Source organism: Neolewinella persica DSM 23188 (genome assembly GCF_000373105.1).
GTDB lineage: Bacteria > Bacteroidota > Bacteroidia > Chitinophagales > Saprospiraceae > Neolewinella > Neolewinella persica.
Window position 1 is genome coordinate 38,847 of the sequence record NZ_KB890434.1, and the last position, 19,993, is coordinate 58,839.

Annotated in this window: 12 protein-coding genes; 2 read left to right on the forward strand and 10 right to left on the reverse strand. The window is 51.9% G+C overall.

Translation table 11 applies throughout. From position 1 onward, the window contains the following. Positions 1–261: 261 nt before the first annotated feature. The 4 genes from rny to pheT form a co-directional block, all read right to left on the reverse strand. A complete protein-coding gene (rny, locus tag B036_RS0113980; RefSeq protein WP_020569347.1) occupies positions 262–1,950 on the reverse strand; it encodes a ribonuclease Y in 1,689 nt (562 codons plus the stop codon). Positions 1,951–2,089: 139 nt separating this feature from the next. Beyond that, complete coding sequence (locus B036_RS0113985) at positions 2,090–2,392, reverse strand: cell division protein ZapA (RefSeq protein WP_020569348.1); 303 nt, start codon at positions 2,390–2,392, stop codon at positions 2,090–2,092. Positions 2,393–2,396: 4 nt separating this feature from the next. After that, on the reverse strand, positions 2,397–2,708 hold the full coding sequence (locus tag B036_RS0113990; RefSeq protein WP_157472161.1) for a hypothetical protein: 312 nt from the start codon (positions 2,706–2,708) through the stop codon (positions 2,397–2,399). A 193-nt stretch (positions 2,709–2,901) separates the two neighbouring features. Further along, positions 2,902–5,349 carry a phenylalanine--tRNA ligase subunit beta gene (gene pheT / locus B036_RS0113995; RefSeq protein ID WP_020569350.1) on the reverse strand — a complete coding sequence of 816 codons (2,448 nt, stop codon included), beginning with the start codon at positions 5,347–5,349 and terminating at the stop codon, positions 2,902–2,904. Positions 5,350–5,665: 316 nt separating this feature from the next. Here pheT and B036_RS0114000 point away from each other — a divergent pair, with 316 nt between their 5' ends. Next, a complete protein-coding gene (locus tag B036_RS0114000; protein ID WP_083926208.1) occupies positions 5,666–6,442 on the forward strand; it encodes a T9SS type A sorting domain-containing protein in 777 nt (258 codons plus the stop codon). Positions 6,443–6,936: 494 nt separating this feature from the next. Then, on the forward strand, positions 6,937–8,199 hold the full coding sequence (locus tag B036_RS0114005) for a glutamate-5-semialdehyde dehydrogenase (protein ID WP_020569352.1): 1,263 nt from the start codon (positions 6,937–6,939) through the stop codon (positions 8,197–8,199). A 191-nt stretch (positions 8,200–8,390) separates the two neighbouring features. On the opposite strand, the gene B036_RS0114010 is transcribed toward B036_RS0114005, so the two are convergent. The 6 genes from B036_RS0114010 to B036_RS0114035 all read right to left on the reverse strand — a co-directional run bounded on the left by B036_RS0114010 (position 8,391) and on the right by B036_RS0114035 (position 19,749). After that, entirely contained in the window at positions 8,391–9,491 is a 1,101-nt protein-coding gene (locus B036_RS0114010) for a glycosyltransferase family 4 protein (protein ID WP_020569353.1), read from the reverse strand. 290 nt (positions 9,492–9,781) lie between these two features. Further along, the gene (guaB, locus tag B036_RS0114015; protein ID WP_020569354.1) at positions 9,782–11,257 is read right to left on the reverse strand and encodes an IMP dehydrogenase; all 1,476 of its coding nucleotides are present in this window, start codon (positions 11,255–11,257) and stop codon (positions 9,782–9,784) included. A 221-nt stretch (positions 11,258–11,478) separates the two neighbouring features. After that, entirely contained in the window at positions 11,479–12,192 is a 714-nt protein-coding gene (locus tag B036_RS0114020) for a ComF family protein (RefSeq protein WP_020569355.1), read from the reverse strand. Then, complete coding sequence (locus B036_RS0114025; protein ID WP_020569356.1) at positions 12,182–12,976, reverse strand: hypothetical protein; 795 nt, start codon at positions 12,974–12,976, stop codon at positions 12,182–12,184. Before B036_RS0114025 ends, B036_RS0114020 begins: the two co-directional genes overlap by 11 nt. Positions 12,977–13,049: 73 nt before the next feature. Beyond that, on the reverse strand, positions 13,050–14,441 hold the full coding sequence (locus B036_RS29390) for a glucosaminidase domain-containing protein (protein WP_020569357.1): 1,392 nt from the start codon (positions 14,439–14,441) through the stop codon (positions 13,050–13,052). Positions 14,442–14,583: 142 nt separating this feature from the next. Beyond that, the gene (locus tag B036_RS0114035; protein WP_044102750.1) at positions 14,584–19,749 is read right to left on the reverse strand and encodes a T9SS type B sorting domain-containing protein; all 5,166 of its coding nucleotides are present in this window, start codon (positions 19,747–19,749) and stop codon (positions 14,584–14,586) included. Positions 19,750–19,993 lie beyond the last annotated feature (244 nt).

Here is a 19,993-nt window from a genome sequence, read left to right on the forward strand (position 1 = left end):
AGTGAAGTTGATAAATCAGACTACTTACAAGATACTACTTCACCGACAGGTCCACTAGGTTATCCCACGAGCGCAGCGAGCAGAACCGTGCGGCAGCCAATCTAAAATCGAGACTCCAAAATCGAGAATCGAGATTCAGACGAGCGCAGCGAACAGAACCGTGCGGTAGCCTACAAGCGAAGCGTCTACAAGCCGCAGGCGTCTACCAGGTTGCGAAGCAACCGTCTACAAGCGAGCGCAGCGAGCGTCTAAACCGCGCGCTTAGCGAGCGAAATTAACCGCTCGCGTCTCCCGAATCACCATCACCTTAATCTGGCCAGGGTACTGCATAGATTCCTGAATCTCCTGGCTGATTTTGAAGCTCAGTTCGTTCGCGTGCTGATCGGATACCTTGTCGGCTTCCACCATAACGCGAAGTTCCCGACCGGCCTGCATGGCAAAAGCAGATTCGACGCCGGGGTTCTTCTTGGCAATCTCTTCCAGTTCTTTGATCCGGTTGATGTAGCCGTCCAGCACTTCCCGCCGGGCGCCCGGCCGGGCGCCGCTGATGGCGTCACACGCCTGTACGATGCAGGAGATGATGTTGTTCATCTCGATCTCGTCGTGGTGAGCACCTACCGCGTTGACCACGATGGCATCTTCCTTAAGCTTCTCACACAAGGCCATGCCGTACAGGGCGTGGCTCAGTTCGCTGTCTTCCTCCGCTACTTTGCCGATGTCGTGCAGCAAACCGGCGCGCTTGGCCAGCTTGATCTGCTTTTTGTTGAGGCCCATCTCGGCCGCCATGGTGGCACAGAGGTGAGCAGTTTCCACAGAGTGCTTCAATAGGTTCTGACCGTAGCTGCTCCGGAAGCGCATACGGCCGACGTAGCGGACGAGTTCAGTTGGCAAGCCATGAATGTCCAACTCCACCACCGTCTTCTTACCGATTTCCATGATCTGCTGCGTCAGCTCTTTGCGGGTCTTATTCACCACTTCCTCTACACGAGCTGGGTGGATACGACCGTCGGTGACCAAACGCTTCAGCGACAAGCGGGCAATCTCCCGGCGGATCGGATCAAAACTGGAGATAATGATCGTCTCCGGTGTGTCGTCTACCACAAGTTCTGCACCGGTTGCTGCTTCGATGGCCCGGATGTTCCGGCCTTCCCGACCGATGATCTGGCCTTTAACGTTGTCGTTGTCAAGCGCAAATACGGAAACGGTGTTTTCAATGGTCATCTCAGCACACATCCGTTGGATGGTGTTGATGACAATCTTACGGGCATCCTTAGCCGCTTCTTCCCGCGCTTCTTCCAGGAGTTCCCGTTTGAGGTTCAGGGCTTCGTTGGCCGTCTTGTTCTTTACGTCTTCCAGCAGTCGGGTCTTGGCGTCAGCCTGGCTGAGGCCGGCAATTTTTTCCAACTCGTTGGTGAAGCGCTCGTGCTGGCTTTCCAGCTCTTCTTGCTTTTGCTTGGCGAGGGCCAGTTCCTGATCGAGTAGCTTAGTCCGTTCATTAAGTTTCTGCTCCTCCTGAACCAGGGCTTTCTGCTCTCGGGCAATGTCTGCGCGCTCGGAATTGAATCCGGCCCGCTCTTCCTTCATGGCCGTAGCTTCTTCCCGCAGGGCTTCCCGCTTTTCTTTCAGCTCAACCAGTTCGTCCGCTTTTTCTTGCTTGAACTCGTCCTTGAATTTTTGGAACTTATCCCGGCTTTCCTTGATCTTCTCTTTCTTGAAAGCCTCTTGCTTCTCCTTAAATTCCGCAAAGGTTTTTTCAGCTTTCAGCTTGGCTTCGGAAACCGTTTTTTCAGCTTTTAATTTAGCATCGGCAATAGCCTTCTCCGCTACCAGCTTATAACTTTGGTCTTGCTTGGTGTTGCCATCCTGCAATTTTTTGCGCTGGCCAGCTCCGACAAAGTACATGACGACAACGCCCAGTACCAAACCGACAAGTCCTAAAATGTATTCCATTGTAGTTGTGATTGTGTAGATGAAAGAAATTGCACTGTCGGTTATTGCCGCAGTACAGATAAGGTGCCGACAGCATCGGCGCTACAAACAATCAACAATCAGTGGGGCTGCAGAAACGGCCCACGAGGATAAATTTTCTCTACAGCATACCGTCCACCAGCGTATTCAACGCCTGCAGACGGTGGGCCAGCTCTCCCTCGAGGCTGGTATCAGCCATTTTACGGGCACTGCGGAGCTCATCAGCATAAGTTAACAGCGTCATAACCAGGCAGTCCTGTTTGTCGCGGTCTGAGTACTTGACTTGAAAATCATTGAATCGTTCGTTGATTTCCTTGACGAGTGCACGCAGGCCCTCCTCTTCCCGAGCGGCGATGCGCAATGGGTAAGGTCGGCCGGCGATGACCAAGATGATGGGATTGCTATCCTGGGCGGATTCTGCCATAATGCTAATTCCGTTGCAGCCAGTCCAGGCATCGGTCTACCTCACGGAGGCAGAATTCGATGGTCTCCCGCTGCTGTTTACTGATGGCGGCACCACCAGAAGGGGTATCCGTATCCGTTTCAGCTTTAGCTGCGGGCTGACTGCGTTCTAATTTATCCTTCAGCGAGTTCACGATGCCGGTTTGGCGATCGAGCACTTGCTTGAGTTGTTGATTTTCGGCAAGCACGCGCTCGTAGTCCGCCCGTTGGCGATCAGCGGAGGCGTTCAATTGCCGGAGTTTTATTTCCAGACCATCTAGTAAGGCTAGAGGTTCCATATCATGTTGAAGGTTACAGGTTGCAAATTGCATGTAATACAAATGGTGAATCGCAGATTACAAGTTGCAGGTCGCAAGATACTACAAGGTTTCCTAACGTCCATGGCCGTCTTTAGCGTATGCTAACTTGCAACTTGCAACTTGCAACTTGCAACCTGCAACTTGCAACCTGTAACGTGCAACCTGTAACGTGTTATCGGCGTACTTCAGCTCCCAATTGTTTACTGAGGCTGCCTTCTATGGAAGACATGACTTTGTCTACCTGTTTGTCCTTGAGGGTTTGTTCGTCGCTTTCCAGCTGGAAGCTGACGGCGTAACTTTTCTTACCCGCACCGAGTTGTTCTTCGTTTTCATAAACGTCGAACAGATTGATGTCGGTAAGGAGTTTTTTCTCGGCTTTCCGGGCGAGCCGTTCGATATCGGCAAAGCTGACTTGCTTATCGAGGATAAGCGCGAGGTCACGGCGGACCGAGGGGTATTTACCCGGCGTGGAAACCTGAACGGGCTTTTTAGGAAGCACCTTCAGGACGTTGTCCCAGTTGATGTCGGCGTAGAAGACATCAGATTTTATTTGGCGGGCACGCAGGTGCAGGGGAAGGACCTGGCCAAAGTCAGCTAAAACCATTGGCCCTTTGTGGTAACGCAGACCGTAGCTGAATTCATCAGCCGGTGCCTCGTCGGTCCGGTAACCGGTAATGCCAAGCCGCCGGAAGACGAGCTCAACGGCTGCCTTCACGGTGTAAAACCCAACTTCGTTCTTCCCCTTCGGGGTAGGGTGCCAGGTCTCCGCTTTCTGCTGACCGGTTAGGGTCAGGGTCAGGTGGTTAACTTCTTTGTACTGCTCGCCTTCTAAATGATAGCTTCTGCCAAATTCGAAGAGCCGCAGGTCATTTTGCTGGCGGTTCAGGTTGTGGGCTACGGTGCCGAGGGCGCTTTGTAGCATTCCCGGGCGCATGACGTTGAGGTGAACGTTGGAGGTGTTGTTGATGTACACCAACCCTTCCATTTGCTTGTCTTTTTCCACTTCGCCGTAGAACCGGCTTTCGTCGAGGGACAGCGCCATCATTTCGTAGTAACCATTGGTGGCCAGGAGGTCGCCAATTAGTTCGCGGATGTAGTTGGGATCCGGGTTCGGAGCAACGATCATCGCCGTGGTAATCATCTGCGGAATCGGAACATTGTCGAAACCGTAGATGCGGAGAATTTCTTCAATTATGTCGATCTCCCGGAGGACTTCGGACTTGTTGGTCGGGACTGCCACGACGAAGCCGTCGTCATCGTTGCTAACGATGTTCATTCCCATGCTTTTCAAGATGCTTTGCACCTGCGGCCGCGCCAAATCAGCACCAATTACATCCACCACCCGTTGATCACGGACCTTAATCTCCAGCGGTTTAACCGGGTTAGGGTACAGGTCGAGCAACTCGCTGGTTACTTCACCACCGGCCAGTTCTTCCAGCAGGAGTGCGGCCCGCTTAAGGGCGTAGACCGTGATGTTGGGGTCGCTGCCCTTTTCGAATACTCGCGCGGCATCGGTCCGCAGGGTGTGGCGCATGCTGCTGCGCCGGGTAGTTCCCGCTTCGAAATGTGCCGCTTCGAGGAAAATTTTTGTGGTGCCCTCACTCACGCCACTATTCGCACCGCCGAATACTCCGGCGATACACATTGGCTGATGGTTGGCATCGCAGATCATCAGGTCGTCAGCGCTGAGGGAGCGCTCGACGTCGTCGAGGCTGAGGAATTTTGTTCCTTCCGGAAGCTTTTCCACAACGATCTCACCGCCACCGATTTTGTCCAAATCGAAGGCGTGCAGTGGTTGGCCAAGTTCGTGCAGAACGAAGTTGGTAACGTCTACTACATTATTGATCGGCCGCACGCCGATGGCCTGTAGCCGGGTCCGGAGCCACTTAGGGCTGGGGGCCACGGTCAGGTTCTCAATGGTCAGGCCCGCGTAGCGTGGTGCCTGGGTTGGGTCCTTTACGGTGACTTTTACCGGTGTACGACTACCTGCATTGAAGGCACTGATGTCGGGCCGTTGAACCGCCACACTTTTATCGTGATTAACGTTGAGCGCCGCCGCCAGGTCAAAGGCCACACCCAGGTGGTTGGTCGCGTCGGAGCGATTGGGGGTCAGGCCAATATCGTAAACGTAGTCTTCTTCAAGCTCGTAAACTTCAGCGGCGGGAGTGCCGGGCTTAAATGGTTTGTCCAAAACGATGATGCCGTCGTGGCTTTCGCCCAACCCGAGTTCGTCTTCCGCACAAAGCATTCCTTCAGAAACTTCTCCCCGGATCTTGCCTTTTTTGATTTTGAAGGGATCGCCGCTCATTGGGTGCAACATAGCACCGACGGTAGCTACTACTACGTGTTGGCCGGCGGCAACGTTTGGTGCTCCACAGACGATGGAGACGGGCTCGCCCGCTCCGGTATCGACCTTTGTTAAGGACAGGCGATCTGCCCCGGGATGCTTTCCACACTCCAGTACATGGCCAACGACCACACCTGCAAGACCGCCGGGAACGGACTCAACTTTTTCCATGCCTTCTACCTCCAGCCCAGTGCCGGTAAGTACTTTGCCGATGGCTGTTGGTTCGATATCAATTGCTAAATACTGGCGGAGCCAGTTGAGGGACACTTTCATAGGCGGCAAAGGTAAAAAAGGTTTGGCGGGTTTTTAAATACCCGCGCCAGAGGAACCCTCACAGGCATGATCGCCTTTCAGCGAAATATCCTGCCATAACCACTTTTTTAGGGTAGGACATGACTGAAGTTACCTGGTAACTAAGCACCGAAATGGAGAAGTTGCGCCCGGATGGCTTAATTTAATGGCCTTCAAAGGTTAAATTTTTTCATATGTCGTGACTTTTTTTCTCTATACCTCATATTATTGTGCCATCTTTGTTAACCTTACCTTTGTTCTCCGGTTACAAGTAAAACGGTCTCCCAGAAACTTTACTATGAAAGTACATCTACTCTTACTACTTATGGCCCTGAGTATTTGCAGCTTCGCTCAGCGTAGTGCTTTACGTGTGGAACCAGCCACGGTGGTAAAGGATGTAGTTGTGGATGATCTCGACGATGGTTACCAGGACATCACCACGATAACGGTGACCAATGATTCCCCACGATCGATGCTGCTCACCGGCAAGCAGGTCATAATTGGTAAGCCTTCCGAATGGAAGTATGGCACGTTTAACAGTCAGAGACGTAGTAACCCTTACGTTATATCTGATACGAATACAGCGGATAATACAATAAACCTTGATCCTGGTGCCTCGGCTACGTTTCAAGTAGTATTACAACCATTTGGTATTGCCGGAGACGGGAGGGTAGAGGTTCAGTTCTCAGACCTTAACGATCCCCGACAGCTTCTCGGAAAGGCTATTGTTACTTCCGAAATCGTAAAGCGGTCCGCTTCCACTTCCGGGATTCACGGCTCAAATGTCTCCGGAGGTAACGATGATGCGCGACCGACACCAACCTCCGTCCGCCTTTTTCCCAATCCAACCCAGGAGAGCCGCTTCTTCGTCGAAGCTCCTCCAGGTACTAAGCTTGGGCGGATTGAAGTCTCTAATACCCTCGGCAACCGCCTCCGTAAATTTGATCGTCCTGACGGTAAAAATGGCTATGACGTGGAAGGGCTACCGGATGGTTTATACCTGATCTCTATTTACGACGATAAGGGTAAAAAGCTGAAAACGCTGCGGTTGTTACACCGTCAGTACGGAGCTTAATGTAGACGAAATTTTACTTCGTTCAATTTCCGGTAGATGCGCTTCGCGCTTGTAATAAGTAGAGGGTAGGCTACCGCACGGCTGTACTCGCCTCGCTCGTACATCACGGCTAGTAAAGCGTAATTTAAGTTTTTAGAAATTTAGCGGACCCAAACTTTGCGTAGCGAATACACAATGGTTACCCTGGACGAAGTCCGGGGTAGCGGACTAGCCGCTAGCGGTACGACGCTTAGCGCCGTCAGACCATAGGGGCACCGCTGTGACCTGGGACTGCGTTGTCCTTCCTTATTCCAGGCAACGAAAGTTTAGTCAGTCTACCTTCTACAAGCGCGAAGCGCGTCTACAAGGCCGAAGGCCGTCTACCGAGCGAAGCGTTTTCAACCTCACGCAGCGAGTGTCTGCCCCTATAAACCGTAAAACGATAAAGACCTGATATTGTCCGGACCGACCAGGCCGCTAACTTTGTTGTTCCTACTACAGCAATTAAACATTCGATGACTTCTACTGACGCTTCCTCCCAAATTCTTAAAGAACTTGCCAACCTGCGGCTTGCAGCCGCAGGGCTAAATCGCGTATCTCCGTCGAGTTTGAACAGCTGCCTTTTAAAGTTGGCGGAATTGACCGAAGCGAACATGGGGCGTATTCTGCAGGCCAATGCACTTGACTTAGCCCGGATGGACCCGGAAAATCCAAAATACGATCGCCTGTTGCTGAATGAAGATCGGCTGTGGGCCATTGCGGCAGATCTGCGGCGGGTGGCTGCTTTACCCTCTCCCCTCGGCGTTGTACACGAGGCTAATACGCTGGCAAATGGCTTGGAACTAAGCCGGGTCAGCGTACCAATTGGCGTAGTAGGTATTGTCTTTGAATCCCGGCCGAACGTTACGTTCGATGTCTTCGCACTTAACCTCAAGGCTGGTAATGCTTCGGTGCTGAAGGGGAGTCGGGACGCCCGCGACAGTAACCAAGCCATCAAGTTAATTATAGATGAGGCGTTAGCGTCTACGGGGTTGCCACCTGCCTGCTACCTCGCTCCGGCGGAGCGCGAAGCGCTCGTTCCCATTCTCAAGGCTGACGGGCTGGTTGATGTTATCATTCCCCGGGGTAGTCAGGGTCTGATCGATTTCGTGCGGGCCAATTCCTCGGTTCCGGTCATTGAAACAGGAGCCGGTATTTGCCATGTTTACGTCGACGCCGACGCCAATCTGGAATGGGCAAAGGCCATCATTACCAATGCTAAGAGCCGGCGGGTCAGTGTCTGCAATGCGCTGGACTGCTTGCTGGTACATCGGGACCACCTCGGTGTACTTCATGACTTGATCTATGAGCTGGGGCAAGACCATAACTGTGTGGTTTACGCCGATCCGGAAGCGTTTGCCGTTACCATCGGCCTGTATCCGGGAGAACTACTGGAGGCTACGGAAGAAAGCTTTGGCACCGAATTTCTGAGCATGAAGATGTCTGTCAAATGCGTTGACGACATCAGCGAAGCCATTGCTCACGTTGAACGCTACGGCAGTAGGCACAGTGAAACCATAGTGAGCAATAACACTGAAAATATTCAACGTTACCTCAAAGAGGTGGATGCAGCAGTCGTTTACGCCAACGCCAGTACGGCCTTTACCGACGGCGGGCAGTTTGAACTAGGCGCAGAAATCGGGATCAGTACGCAAAAGCTTCACGCCCGTGGGCCGATGGGGCTGGCAGCACTGACCAGCTATAAGTGGTTGGTTAGGGGGGAAGGGCAGGTTAGGTAGTCTTATAGTCGGGTGCTCTAGTAAGCTACCGCATTAGGCTGCTCGCTTCGATCGTTTTGGGGTTTAAGAATCCACAAGCTCATTTTAAGTGAGAAGATTAATGGTCTGGGTATTACCCAAATAAACCACGGGCTCATGAGCAGTAGCGAGCATCCCCCTGCGGCAGCTTACAAGACTATAAAACTATCGAACTACAAGACTTTCTCATAAGCTTCATGTAACTCCCGCACCGTCCGGTCTGCCTGGTAATGCTTTGTAATGTAGGCTTTGCCGGCGGGGCCCAATCGGTTTCGGAGCGTTTCGTCTTCGGCGATCCGGGTCATGGCAGTGGTGAGGGGCTCATCGTCCCGAGCGGGAATGATCAAGGCGGTTTCACCATTGATGCCCAGTCCTTTATTACCACCAATGTCGGTCATGATGGTGGGGCGGCCCAGGAACATGCTTTCCAGGAGGACCTTGCTAAGGCCTTCACCTTTGACACTGGGGAGTAGACTTACGTCGGCGGCGGCGAGAATCCGGAGTACATCGGTCCTGAATCCGGCGAAGGTAAACTGATGGCCATAATAGCTATCGGCCAGGTCGGATTTAATCTCGGGTGTTTCGAGGCCGCGACCAACGAAGAGGAAATGAATGCCCAACTCCGGCGGGAGCCGCCGGATAGCAGTGCCGAGATAATCCATTCCCTTCATCCGGCGGGCGTTGGCAACGATAATGATGGTGATCCGTTCTGGCGGAATGTTGAACTCGGCTTCGAGGTTAATGGGTATAATGTCCGTGTACCATTCAGGGTCATGCCCTTTGCCAGCGACGAGGGTTTTACTTTTGTCGAAGAAGGGTAGTCGGTCAAAACTGTCTTTTACGGCTTGGCTGACGCAGATGATACCATCAACCCGGGAGTTTAAGTGCTGAAAGTAAGCGCCTGGATCCCACCAGTGGATGTTGCCAGTGTAACCACGGTAGGTCAGCACTTTACCCGGCCAGCCTTTGGCGGCGCGAATGCCAGCAACAATACTTTTGTTGTTGAACAGGTGGAGCAGGTCATAATGGTTGGCTTGTAGCTCGGCCCGGATGCCATCGCGGTCTGCTGCACCGAATTTCGACTCGGGGTGCCAGTCGATCACCCGGACGCCCCCGGCTTCCAGTTCCCCGATGTAGTTGGCGCCTTTCCGTCGGGTCATTACTGTGACGGAATAACCATAATCGCGGACCAGGCCGATGAACCAGCGTCCCTCCGGACGAACGGCGTTCAGGCTGTCCCGGTAATCACTGACGACTAGGAGGGATGTTGACATCGTTGATGGAAATTTGTCGGTACGGTACCGGATTGATGGAAATTAACGACAGTGTTGGCGCGCGCGCACTTTGCTGCAAAACCTCTTTTTGCACCTGCGATCTCGCCTGATTAGTCAAATAGTCTACAGTCAAGTAGTCTTTAGTACAGTCCTACTCTATCTGACTACAAACTTCTTAACTATCGGAATAATGAAGCGAGGCCGCAGGTGCAAAGAAGAGTTAAAGAGCAAAATTGGAATACATTGTCCAACTCCCCCGCTACTTGACTCTCTGACTGTAGACTACTTAACTACCTCCGGGAGTAATTCGGAGCCTCCTTAGTGATCGTAATATTGTGCGGATGGCTTTCCATCATACCTGCTCCGGTGATGCGTACAAACTGTGCTTTTTGGAGGTCTTCGATGGTGTGTGCACCACAGTACCCCATGCCGGCGCGAAGGCCGCCAAGATACTGAGTCACCACCTCGGCCAAGCTGCCTTTGTAGGGAATCCTGCCCTCGATCCCTTCCGGAACCAGTTTTTTTACGTCGTCTTCCACATCCTGGAAGTACCGGTCTTTACTGCCCTGGTTCATCGCACCAAGCGAGCCCATACCGCGATAGACCTTAAACTTACGGCCATCGAACAGGATCGTTTCTCCGGGGCTTTCGTCCACCCCCGCGAACAGGCTTCCCGCCATGATGGTCGAGGCACCCGCCGCTAACGCCTTCACGATGTCACCAGAATACCGAATACCTCCGTCGCCTACGATTGGAATACCGGTACCCTTGAGGGCCTCTGCGGCGTTGTGGATGGCACTAAGTTGAGGGACACCGACCCCGGCTACGATTCTGGTGGTACAGATGGAGCCCGGCCCTACACCGACCTTTACGCCATCAACACCGGCATCGGCCAGTGCCTTAGCCGCTGCGCCGGTGGCCACATTACCACCAATCACCTGCAGGTCAGGGAAAGCATCCTTCACCCGGGTAACTGCTTCTAATACACCCCGGCTATGGCCGTGGGCCGTATCTACAGTAATGGCATCCACATTGACGTTTACCAGGGCCTGCACCCGTTCCAGCATGTCGGCCGTGACACCGATAGCACCGCCAACGACCAGTCGGCCGTAGCTGTCTTTGCAGGCGTTGGGATAATCCTTCACCTTCATGATGTCCTTATAGGTGATGAGGCCTTCCAACAGGCCGGTATTACTTACGACCGGGAGTTTTTCAATCTTATGACGCTGGAGGATATCTTTTGCGAGGTCTAAAGTTGTTCCTACGGGAGCCGTGACCAGGTTTTTGATCGTCATGATTTCACTGATCCGACGATTTCCGTCCTTCTCGAAGCGTAAATCACGATTAGTCAGGATGCCAATCAAATGGAAATTGTCGTTCACGATTGGTATACCGCCAATGCGGTGGCGTTGCATCAGCGCCTTAGCGTCGGCAACGGAGGCATCAGCCTTAAGGGTTACCGGATCGACGATCATGCCCGATTCCGAACGCTTGACCATACGGACCTGTTCGGCCTGCTGCGCAATGGTCATGTTTTTATGGACGATACCGATGCCACCCTGGCGGGCGATGGCGATGGCTAATCTACCGTCAGTTACAGTATCCATCGCTGCTGACACAATGGGGGCATTGAGTCGCAACCCACGGGTAAGCTGGCTTGAAAGGTTGACTTCGCGGGGAAGTACTTCACTATAGGCGGGGAGAAGGAGGACGTCATCAAAAGTGAGGCCCTGCTCGGCAAACTTGGGGGGATAGTTCGTTTCCATGCGCAAAGGTAGGGAAGATCGGCGAATTTCAAAATGGATTTTTGGGTGTAAGAGTTTCTTGTGCTGGTCTGGTCCAACTTTTTAAAAAGTTGGACCAGAGGAAATATGCGGGTTTCGGGGCTTCGATTTGGGCCTTGTCAAACTTTTTAAAAAGTTGTAAGCACGGGCTGGCCACTCCTGCATTCAGGAGTAAGTGTACAAATTCTATCCACTTAACCCGCTCACCCCGCAGTGATGGCCAAAGTAGCTATCCCAACCCGCAACTCCGGGTGGTGCTCCAACAGTATGTTACCGCAAAAATCAAGTGTAGCGCCGGTCGTCAGTACATCGTCAATCAACAGGAGATGCTTTCCGGTAAAATCACCGGTGCCGGTAATGAAAGAATCCCGGGTGTTTTCAACCCGTTCAAAACGACTCTTCTTCGTTTGGGAACCTTTGAAACTTCTTCTGCGTAACGCATCCGCATACATTGGTTTTCCGAGTGCCCTTGAAACGCCCCGGCCAATTTCTTCCGCCTGGTTGTACCCTCTTTGGTGGCGACGGTCAGGGTGTATTGGTACGGGGACGAGGCCGTCCAGGTCCTGAAGTGCCGGATGTTCTTTTAGCAAGGCTCCTAACCGCTGACCTAATTCTACGCCAATATCTGGTCGGTGATGGTATTTTAAGGCATGGATCAACTGCTGGCAGACGGTACCCGTATTAAAAAAGAGCAGGGCCGCTCCGAAGGTGAGGGGGAGGCGACCAGTCAGCCGATCCGTAAGTTCATTTTCGGGCAGCAGCCAGTGCTCGGTCAGCGCAAGGTCGCTTTGGCAGGAAAAGCAGAGTTGGGTGGGTTGGCCACGGGTGACCGTCTGCCGGCAATTGAGGCAGAGCCGGGGGTAAAGCAGACCGGAGAGCCCTTCGCCCAAGGTGCGAAATTGTTGCTTAATTGACATATTTCCACTTACGCATGAAGCGCAGCCCGAAGCTGATCTCGATGGTGAAGTTTCGGATTTGCCGGGCACCGATTGTTCGGGGTGCGCCGCCAAATGGATCGATCACGTTCTCGATTGGCCCTTGATTGTACTGAAAGGTAAAGTCGGGATTTGCGGTGATTTCGATAAATCCACTCGTTTTATCGGAGATGGGAATGAGTGCGCCGGCACCAAAAATTGCACCAGCCATGATTGGCCTGACGGACCTGGTAGGCTCCTCGACCTCGATAGGGTAATTTAGCCTAAAGGCGGCACTTACGCTATTGCTGAGGTCATTGTACTCGCTCAAGTTGTTGCTGAGTGTGTAGTCTACTCTTAATCCTAAAACGTAGTAAATATCTGCAGCACGCGTATAGGCGAAAACAGATTTGCCACCAATTGCGGCCGAGACATTCTGGAAGCGAAAATCATCTGCTGGCAAGGTGACCTGCCCGCCATTAAAGGTGAAACCTCGCCGCCGACTGATTTTACTGCCTCTGACGTGATATCCCAGCTGGCCAAAGAAGCTAAATCTCCCTTGGGCAGGAATGGTTTCGTAGTATAATGCACCGTGGTAAGCGAGCAATAATTCCGTTTCTAACCCGGACCAATCCTGATTGCCAAGGCTCGGTCCGCCCTTGATGCCAAAGAGATAGCCACCCCAATCGACGCCATATTCACCTTCTTGTTCTAGGTCCTGAGCGATGAGCTGGTTACTGCCGAATGAAATCGTCAGTAACAGAAGTAAAGAGAGTTTTAGCCGCACGGAAAATGGTTTGTTGTTGGGCTAAGGTAAGTCGTACCGTAGCCGCCAGACAAACTTTTACCGGACTATAAAACTACCGAACCCGCAGGCGCTGGCCGATGGAAATAGTGTTGCCCGTCAGGCGATTCAACTGCTTGAGCGCATCTACCGTCAGGCCATACCGCCGGCTGATGGCATAAAGTGTTTCTCCGGCGGATACGCTGTGGAACTGCTCTGTGGTGTTTGTTGGAGTAGTTGTCGGCTGGCCAGGAGGGTTCGTTACGGCTGGTGGCAATACAACCGGGGGAATCGGGCTTGGATTAGTCGTTGGTGGAGTCGTAGGCCGGGGAGTCGTAGTCGTAGGAACATTTGTACCGGGTCTTGGCACGGTTGGTTGGGTGTTGGTATCCGTCGGGTCGTCAATGAGGATACGGCCGTCGTCTCCGGTAGGAACATTGTTCGTTGGAGCGTTCGGATCACGCTCCCCTTCAAGGCGAACGAGCTCCTTAACCTTGCTGCCACGTAGTTTTATGCGTTCGCCGGTGGCGGGATCACTGTTTTCGCGCAGGCGGTTTCGCTTGGCGAGTTTCTCTAGTTTGAGGGCGTAGCGCTGTGCAATGTCGTAAAGATTCTCTCCCTCTTCCACTACGTGGTATTTCTCGTATCCGCGATAAGCGTTACGTTTTTTCTGCAAGTAGACACGGTCACCAGAATCAACATTCTGATTTTGCTGGAGCAGGCCTTCATTGTAGTCGAGCAGGCGGCTCACACTTACGTCTACCTGGCGGGCGATGTCCTGTACGCTGATGGGGGCATCGTTAACAAAGTAGCTGACATCGTTTGTCCGCAGAATACCGCGCTGCAATTCTGCAATTGGTTCGAGTACGACTTCAGGCGTTTCAACAACAACACTTGACTGGTCGTATTGATTGAGGTTGTACCGTTCAATCAAAGAAATGAGCAGTTTGGGGTAGTCAGGGTTAGTGGCATAGCCGGAACGACGAAGCCCTTCTGCCCATGCTTTGTAGTCAACAGGGTCAAGACGGAACAAAAACCCGTAACGGAAAGACTTTGCCGGATCTCGAAGAAATTCAGAATGAGCAACAAAACTGGCTTCTGCATTTCTGTATTGACGGAAGCAACTTTTGACCAGACGCCCTTGCTCATTATAGTCGTCGTCTTCCTTAAAATACGTGTCACCATTCCACTGGCTGCCACACTTGATCCCAAAATGGTTATTGGCGCTGCGGGCAAGTCTGCTCTTGCCGGAATCACTTTCTAATAAGCCTTGGGCAAGTTTAATGCTGGCCGGAACACCGGTGCGTTCCATTTCCCGCATGGCTACTTCCTTGTAGCGTTTAATGTACTCAGCTTGGTCAACAACGGATGAAGTCATCACTTCGTCAAGAAGAACTTCTGGTGTAGCGGCAGTGGCAATGCCAAGGGAGCTTAATAAAAGCAGGCTGGTGAATATGTACTTAATCATGTCTCTATGCTCTAAATGAATATCGGTGCGTGTTTAACGATAAAACAGGGTGTAATCGGTGCCTTACTTATTGAGTTTTTACATTTGTTTAAGGGAAAGAAATCGAGTTTAAGACTTTTTAAGCAAACGATGAGCTGAAATACTACCTCAAGAGTAGTACGTCACCTGCCAATTCGACTGTCCGGCCATCGAGTAATTGCACTTTTACCTTGTAAATATAAACGTCTTGCTCGTTGATGTCACCATTCGGTGCAAAGCCATCCCAGCCCCAGGAGGCATCTGTGGGGCTTACTGTATCCTCAAGGTGATAGACCATTGCTCCCCAACGATTGAAAATGGTGAAATTGGAAAAATTCAGCACCGTCCTCGGTCTGGCATAGAGCCGGAAAAGATCATTGACCCCATCCTCGTTAGGAGTGAAGACGTTTGGAACATAAACTGGAACAAAATCATCAATGATTACCTCCACCATAGTGGAAGCAAAGCAGCCGAACTCATCCATCACCGAAATCTGATAAGTTGTATTCTCGGTCGGGCCGACAAAAAAGTTGTCGTTGAAGATCATGGAGTCTGGCCATGGGCTAACCTGAAACCCCGTCACGTCCAGGTTAGTTAGTACCCTAATGTTGGCACTATCACCCTGTGCAATGATCGTGCGTGAAGGCGTAGCAAAAACCTCAGCAAGTGGAGGTGGGCCGAAAGTGAAGGTCTCTGAAAGCAGGCAACCATTGACGTCTTCTACCTCTAACAAAGACCGGCCAACGGGCAACAGCAAGGTGTCCGGTAAATTGTTTATCGGCCTGAATCCACTGTTATTACCAATACGGAAAAGGTAAGGACTTACGCCGCCTTGTACGTCTCTTAAAATGATTGATGGCAAGGTGTCACGACAGTTGGCATCTACCTCCGAGAGTACGGAAACCAGAATTTCGGGGGCCGTTAGTCCTATCCTGGCTTCCGCCCGGCAACCCCGGGAGCTCGTTACCTGAACATTATAATTCCCGGCCGGCAGGTTCCGTAGCTCCGCATTTTCTCCACCGTTATTCCATTGGAAGGTGTAAGGTGGTACTCCTCCGCTGGGTATGGCCAATACTTCTCCATCCGAACCATCGGCACAGCTTACGGCAAAAACGCCGTCTCCGCTCAGGATGTCAATATTTACCGCCAGGTCTGTTTCTCTGACGGTGATGCTTCCTGAACTGATGGCCGGGCAGGGACCTTCACCCGTCACGTCTATTATGGTTACCACGGAGCCCGCCGGAACCAGCCGGTTGATGGTGGTCGAACCCGCCACAAGGGTAATTCTTTCCGTAGGGTTTGAGCTGAGAATGACCGTTGCAATCCCTGGCCCATCATAAGAAAAGTTAATTTCCAGTTCTCCTCCCGGACAAATAATCCCATCTCCTGAAATCCTCACTTCAGGAATAGGGATGGTACTAACGGTGACGAAAACAAGGCTGTCACAACCGTAACGATCCGGAATGTCGAGCTGGGTAAGCACATTATTCGCCGCGCCTTCGAACAGTACATCGCCGTACTGAAGGGTTGTGCCTTCGCAAATGGCCGTATCCAGCACACCAATTACCTCTGGGTGAAAATCGACGCTCACCATTACCGTACTGTCGCAGCCAGCAGCAGAAGGAATGGGAAGGCGGACCATACCGCGTGGACGGTTGATGTCGAAGTATTGCCCAAAATAAAACAGACGGGTGTAATTGCAGATCGTGGTATCCAATACGCCCATGGCTTCCGGGAAGAAGTTTACCGTCACCATCACCGTGCTGTCACATCCGTTTACTGATGGTGTTGGCACGACGACTTCTCCGGTAGTCCGGTTGGAGTGGAAAATTTGACCGAAGTAATTCAGTCGTTGGCCGGGGCAGAGGGTGGTGTCAAGTGTACTGATTGATGGCGCGAAGAAATCAACAGTCACCAGCACCGTACTGTCGCAACCACCTGCTGAAGGTGTGGGAACTATTACGCTTCCGGAACGACGGTTGTTGTTAAATGTCTGGCCAAAGAAGTTTAATTGGGTGCCGATACAGAGGGTAGTGTCAAAGGCGCTGAACGCAGGTGCAAAGTATTGAACGTTGACGAGCAAGGTACTGTCACAGCCGTTGACGGATGGAAACGGAAGGACGGTTTGTCCCATTAGCCGGTTTTCGTCAAAAACGTCACCGAAAATATTTAAACGTTGCCCCACACAAAGAACCGTGTCCAATCGGCCAATAGCTTGTGGGAATACCGCCACTGGAAGGCTACGGTCAATGGGCCGTAAACAGCCGTTTCCATCGGTAATGTCAAGTAGCCTGAGGGTGACGTCCTGAAGTGAAGTCAGTCCCAGGTCAGCAGGACAAATGGACTCCTGTCCGGAGGTCGAACGGTTAATGGTGCGTATTTGCTCGGGTTCGCCAGGTCTGCTGAAGGCATAGTTAATGGCAAACGGCGGAGTACCCGACAGGCCAAGCTGCAGGTTAGTGCAGCCGTCGTCACACACACCGGTAATTCCGGAAGTCGTGAGGCCAGGAGTATCGGTAAAGGGTGAGATGATTACGCGTCCGGTCGCTTCACATCCGGAAGCGTCAACGATGGTCACCCGGTAGGAACCAGCGCGCAGGCTATCTGCTACCGCCAGCGTGTCACCGTTGCTCCATTGATAAGAGACGGGACCGAAGGGGTTAGTTGGTGTTGCGGTTGCGGAGCCCAGTGGGTTGTCGCAATCAGGCTGGACGGTAGACGTCATTAAACCGATCTGACATGGGCCAGGGTTGACAATGGCGGAACATTCCGTTGTACACCCGTTCTGGTCCGTTATGATCAGGTCATATGTTCCTGGGTTCAGATCGGTAAAGGTTGTATCTGAGTTCGCGCTCAGCGAGAAGGAGCCCAGGTCCCCACTCAGCATTACAACACCTACTGCACCTGCGTTCCCGACTGATACTGTGCCGTCCATTACACCCGCAATGGTTTCCGCAGTAGCACTGCAATTCATGGTGAGCAAAGGTGGTTGTGTGATGATAATGTTGTCGGTAGCCTGGCACCCATTGGCGTCGGTTACCACTACAGAATAAGTGCCATTTATGAGGCCATCAACGGTCGCTGTGCCCGGCAAAGAATCTACCGACCAATCATAAACAACGGCTCCTGTGCCACCAACAACGGTTGCCAGTAAACTACCGGTACTGTCTCCAAAACATAGAATTGGATCCACCTGGCTAAGGTCTACGCTAAGCAACGCCGGTTCGGTAAGTATGATGGTGTCGGGCTCAAGCGGGCACTGCGTCTGGTCTGAAATGTTGATGATGTAGGTCCCGGCAGGCAAATTATTGACGACCCAGCGACCATCATAAGCGTCTACGTTCCAATCAACGATTAACCCCGCTCCGGCCCCGTTAATGTCAAGAGCTATGCGACCATCATCATTGGCAAAACAACGCGGTTGACTGAAGGAGGAGTTGAAGGACAAAGTACAAGGTGGAGGAACGATAGAAAAGGTACAGCTCCCCGTACAACCTTCTGTATTGTAGACGCTTACGACGTAGTTTCCCTGAGGCAAGTCGTCCAGGAAAACGTTAGGAGTTGAGCTAACAAAAGTTGTATCCTTCGGCCCGCTCAGCGTAATGAACCAGTCGGGCCCGCTGTCAAAGTTCAGGGTAACGCTTCCATTGCCACTCACGGATAATGGATCCTGAGGCGTACAATTGGGGAAAATATCACAATTCGCTTCTCCGATCGTTGCAACGCAGGTCCTGGTACAACCGGTCTGGTCCACGATTTCGAGGAAATAAGCACCGGCGGGAAGGTTACGAATCGTATCCCCATCGGTAACGATGAGGTTGTTTACGGGTGGCAGGCTATCACCTGCCTGGTCAATAGCCACGTAACTTAGTACGAAGGGGGGGCTTCCTCCTCCCGTCAGACTGAGCCCGATCAGTCCATCATCCAGAAAAGGCAACGTTTCGTCAACGCCACCACAATTGAAGTTGAAGGAGGGTTCGGAAATCAACATAATGCTACCTGTTTCGGAACAGTTCCGACTATCAACAACAGTGTAGGCGTAGGTGCCCGGCCCCAGGTCTTCCAGGGTTGTCAGGGAAGAACCATCTACCCCCGGGCCATTCCAGGTTAGAACAGGGTTAAAGCTGCCGGAGAAGGTGATTTCTATCCTGCCGTTAAGCCCACCATCACAATCACTGTTTTGTTGATCAACGATGTTTACGCTCAGGTCATCGCAGTCTGGGGGGGAGATGGTTACCTGACAATCTTCCGTACAAGTGCTTTCAAGGTCGACAACGGTGAATACGTAATCGCCGGCGGGGAGGTTGGGGATAACGACCTCACCGTCGGTGATGTTGAGCAGAGAATCTACCCTGGGCCCGGTCCAGTAAAGGTTATAATCTCCAAGTCCGGCGATGATGTCAATGGTGATAGAACCATCCGTTCCGTTGACGGTGGTTGGTATGCTTCGGAGTGCGCAGGAGAAGGACACGTTGTCAAGTTCAACAATGTTAACGTCCCAGTAGGCCGTACAACCGTAATAGTCCATAATCTCCGCACTGTAAATGCCGGGTAAAAGATTGGTTATTTCCGGACCTGTGGCGGAAAATGTGCCCGGCCCGGTCCAATTGATCGTGGTCCCTCCTCCATCGTTGTCGATGCAATACATGTTTTCGGTGCGGAAATCATAGAGGCGCACGGAGCCACCATTTTCACTACAACCAATGTTGCGTGCATCCACGGTAAAAAACGAAAGCGTGCTGCTGGCACAAGAAGGGCGGAACTCGAAAGAGCACTCCACAAAACAGCCGATGATGGCACCAGTAGCAGGATCTACGTCAGGGAGCAAATTACCGTCAAGGTCCTGAACGCTCCAGACCTGCACGGTGTAAATTCCTTCAGGGATACAGTCGTTTTGAATGTTATCACCTATGGCCAGGGAATTACTGTAAGAGATGCCGTCTGGCTCGTTTGGGAAGAAAACGGTACGGTCAACGAAGTCCGGCCGGAATACTTCAAAAGTATCCGTCAGGCTTAAAATTCTGGTGTAGTACAAGTTACTGCCAGTAGCCGACCATTCCATAAATGCACCGTTTTCAGGATTGTTGTCTCCATTAATTGGTGTTTCCCCGTCGCATTGGACAGAGAGTGTGGTATTAGTGGGATCACAAAGCATTTTGGTAGTAGATGGCCAGTAAGGCGTTCCGGTGATGCGGCGTAATTCCAGGTCGTTTTTGGGAGTCGAACTAGTCTGAGCGAGTAAAATACCCCCGACCAAACAGAGCGCGAGACAAAATAAATGCGCTTTCATAAATTGGGCGTAGTGTTCTGATCCAATCGGCGATGACTAAACAATAAAGAATTCAAAGATAATCAGCAATTTACCAAAAAGATGCCCATTTTCTGCTTAAGGGGCTAATTGGCGACGGAATAGGCGCAAAAATGGCGTGAAACCTAGTCAAAATAAGGCTTTCGGGGGAAGTGTGGGTTTGCTGAGATTACCCTTAAAACAAGGTGTCAAAAAAAAACTAAAGATTATTTGATGGGCTTGTCCA

What these genes read in the sequence shown, in the direction of transcription:
- rny (WP_020569347.1), bottom strand. Translation starts at nt 1,950, where the DNA reads ATGGAATACATTTTAGGACTTGTCGGTTTGGTACTGGGCGTTGTCGTC.
- B036_RS0113985 (WP_020569348.1), bottom strand. Translation starts at nt 2,392, where the DNA reads ATGGCAGAATCCGCCCAGGATAGCAATCCCATCATCTTGGTCATCGCC.
- B036_RS0113990 (WP_157472161.1), bottom strand. Translation starts at nt 2,708, where the DNA reads ATGGAACCTCTAGCCTTACTAGATGGTCTGGAAATAAAACTCCGGCAA.
- pheT (WP_020569350.1), bottom strand. Translation starts at nt 5,349, where the DNA reads ATGAAAGTGTCCCTCAACTGGCTCCGCCAGTATTTAGCAATTGATATC.
- B036_RS0114000 (WP_083926208.1), top strand. Translation starts at nt 5,666, where the DNA reads ATGAAAGTACATCTACTCTTACTACTTATGGCCCTGAGTATTTGCAGC.
- B036_RS0114005 (WP_020569352.1), top strand. Translation starts at nt 6,937, where the DNA reads ATGACTTCTACTGACGCTTCCTCCCAAATTCTTAAAGAACTTGCCAAC.
- B036_RS0114010 (WP_020569353.1), bottom strand. Translation starts at nt 9,491, where the DNA reads ATGTCAACATCCCTCCTAGTCGTCAGTGATTACCGGGACAGCCTGAAC.
- guaB (WP_020569354.1), bottom strand. Translation starts at nt 11,257, where the DNA reads ATGGAAACGAACTATCCCCCCAAGTTTGCCGAGCAGGGCCTCACTTTT.
- B036_RS0114020 (WP_020569355.1), bottom strand. Translation starts at nt 12,192, where the DNA reads ATGTCAATTAAGCAACAATTTCGCACCTTGGGCGAAGGGCTCTCCGGT.
- B036_RS29390 (WP_020569357.1), bottom strand. Translation starts at nt 14,441, where the DNA reads ATGATTAAGTACATATTCACCAGCCTGCTTTTATTAAGCTCCCTTGGC.
- B036_RS0114035 (WP_044102750.1), bottom strand. Translation starts at nt 19,749, where the DNA reads ATGAAAGCGCATTTATTTTGTCTCGCGCTCTGTTTGGTCGGGGGTATT.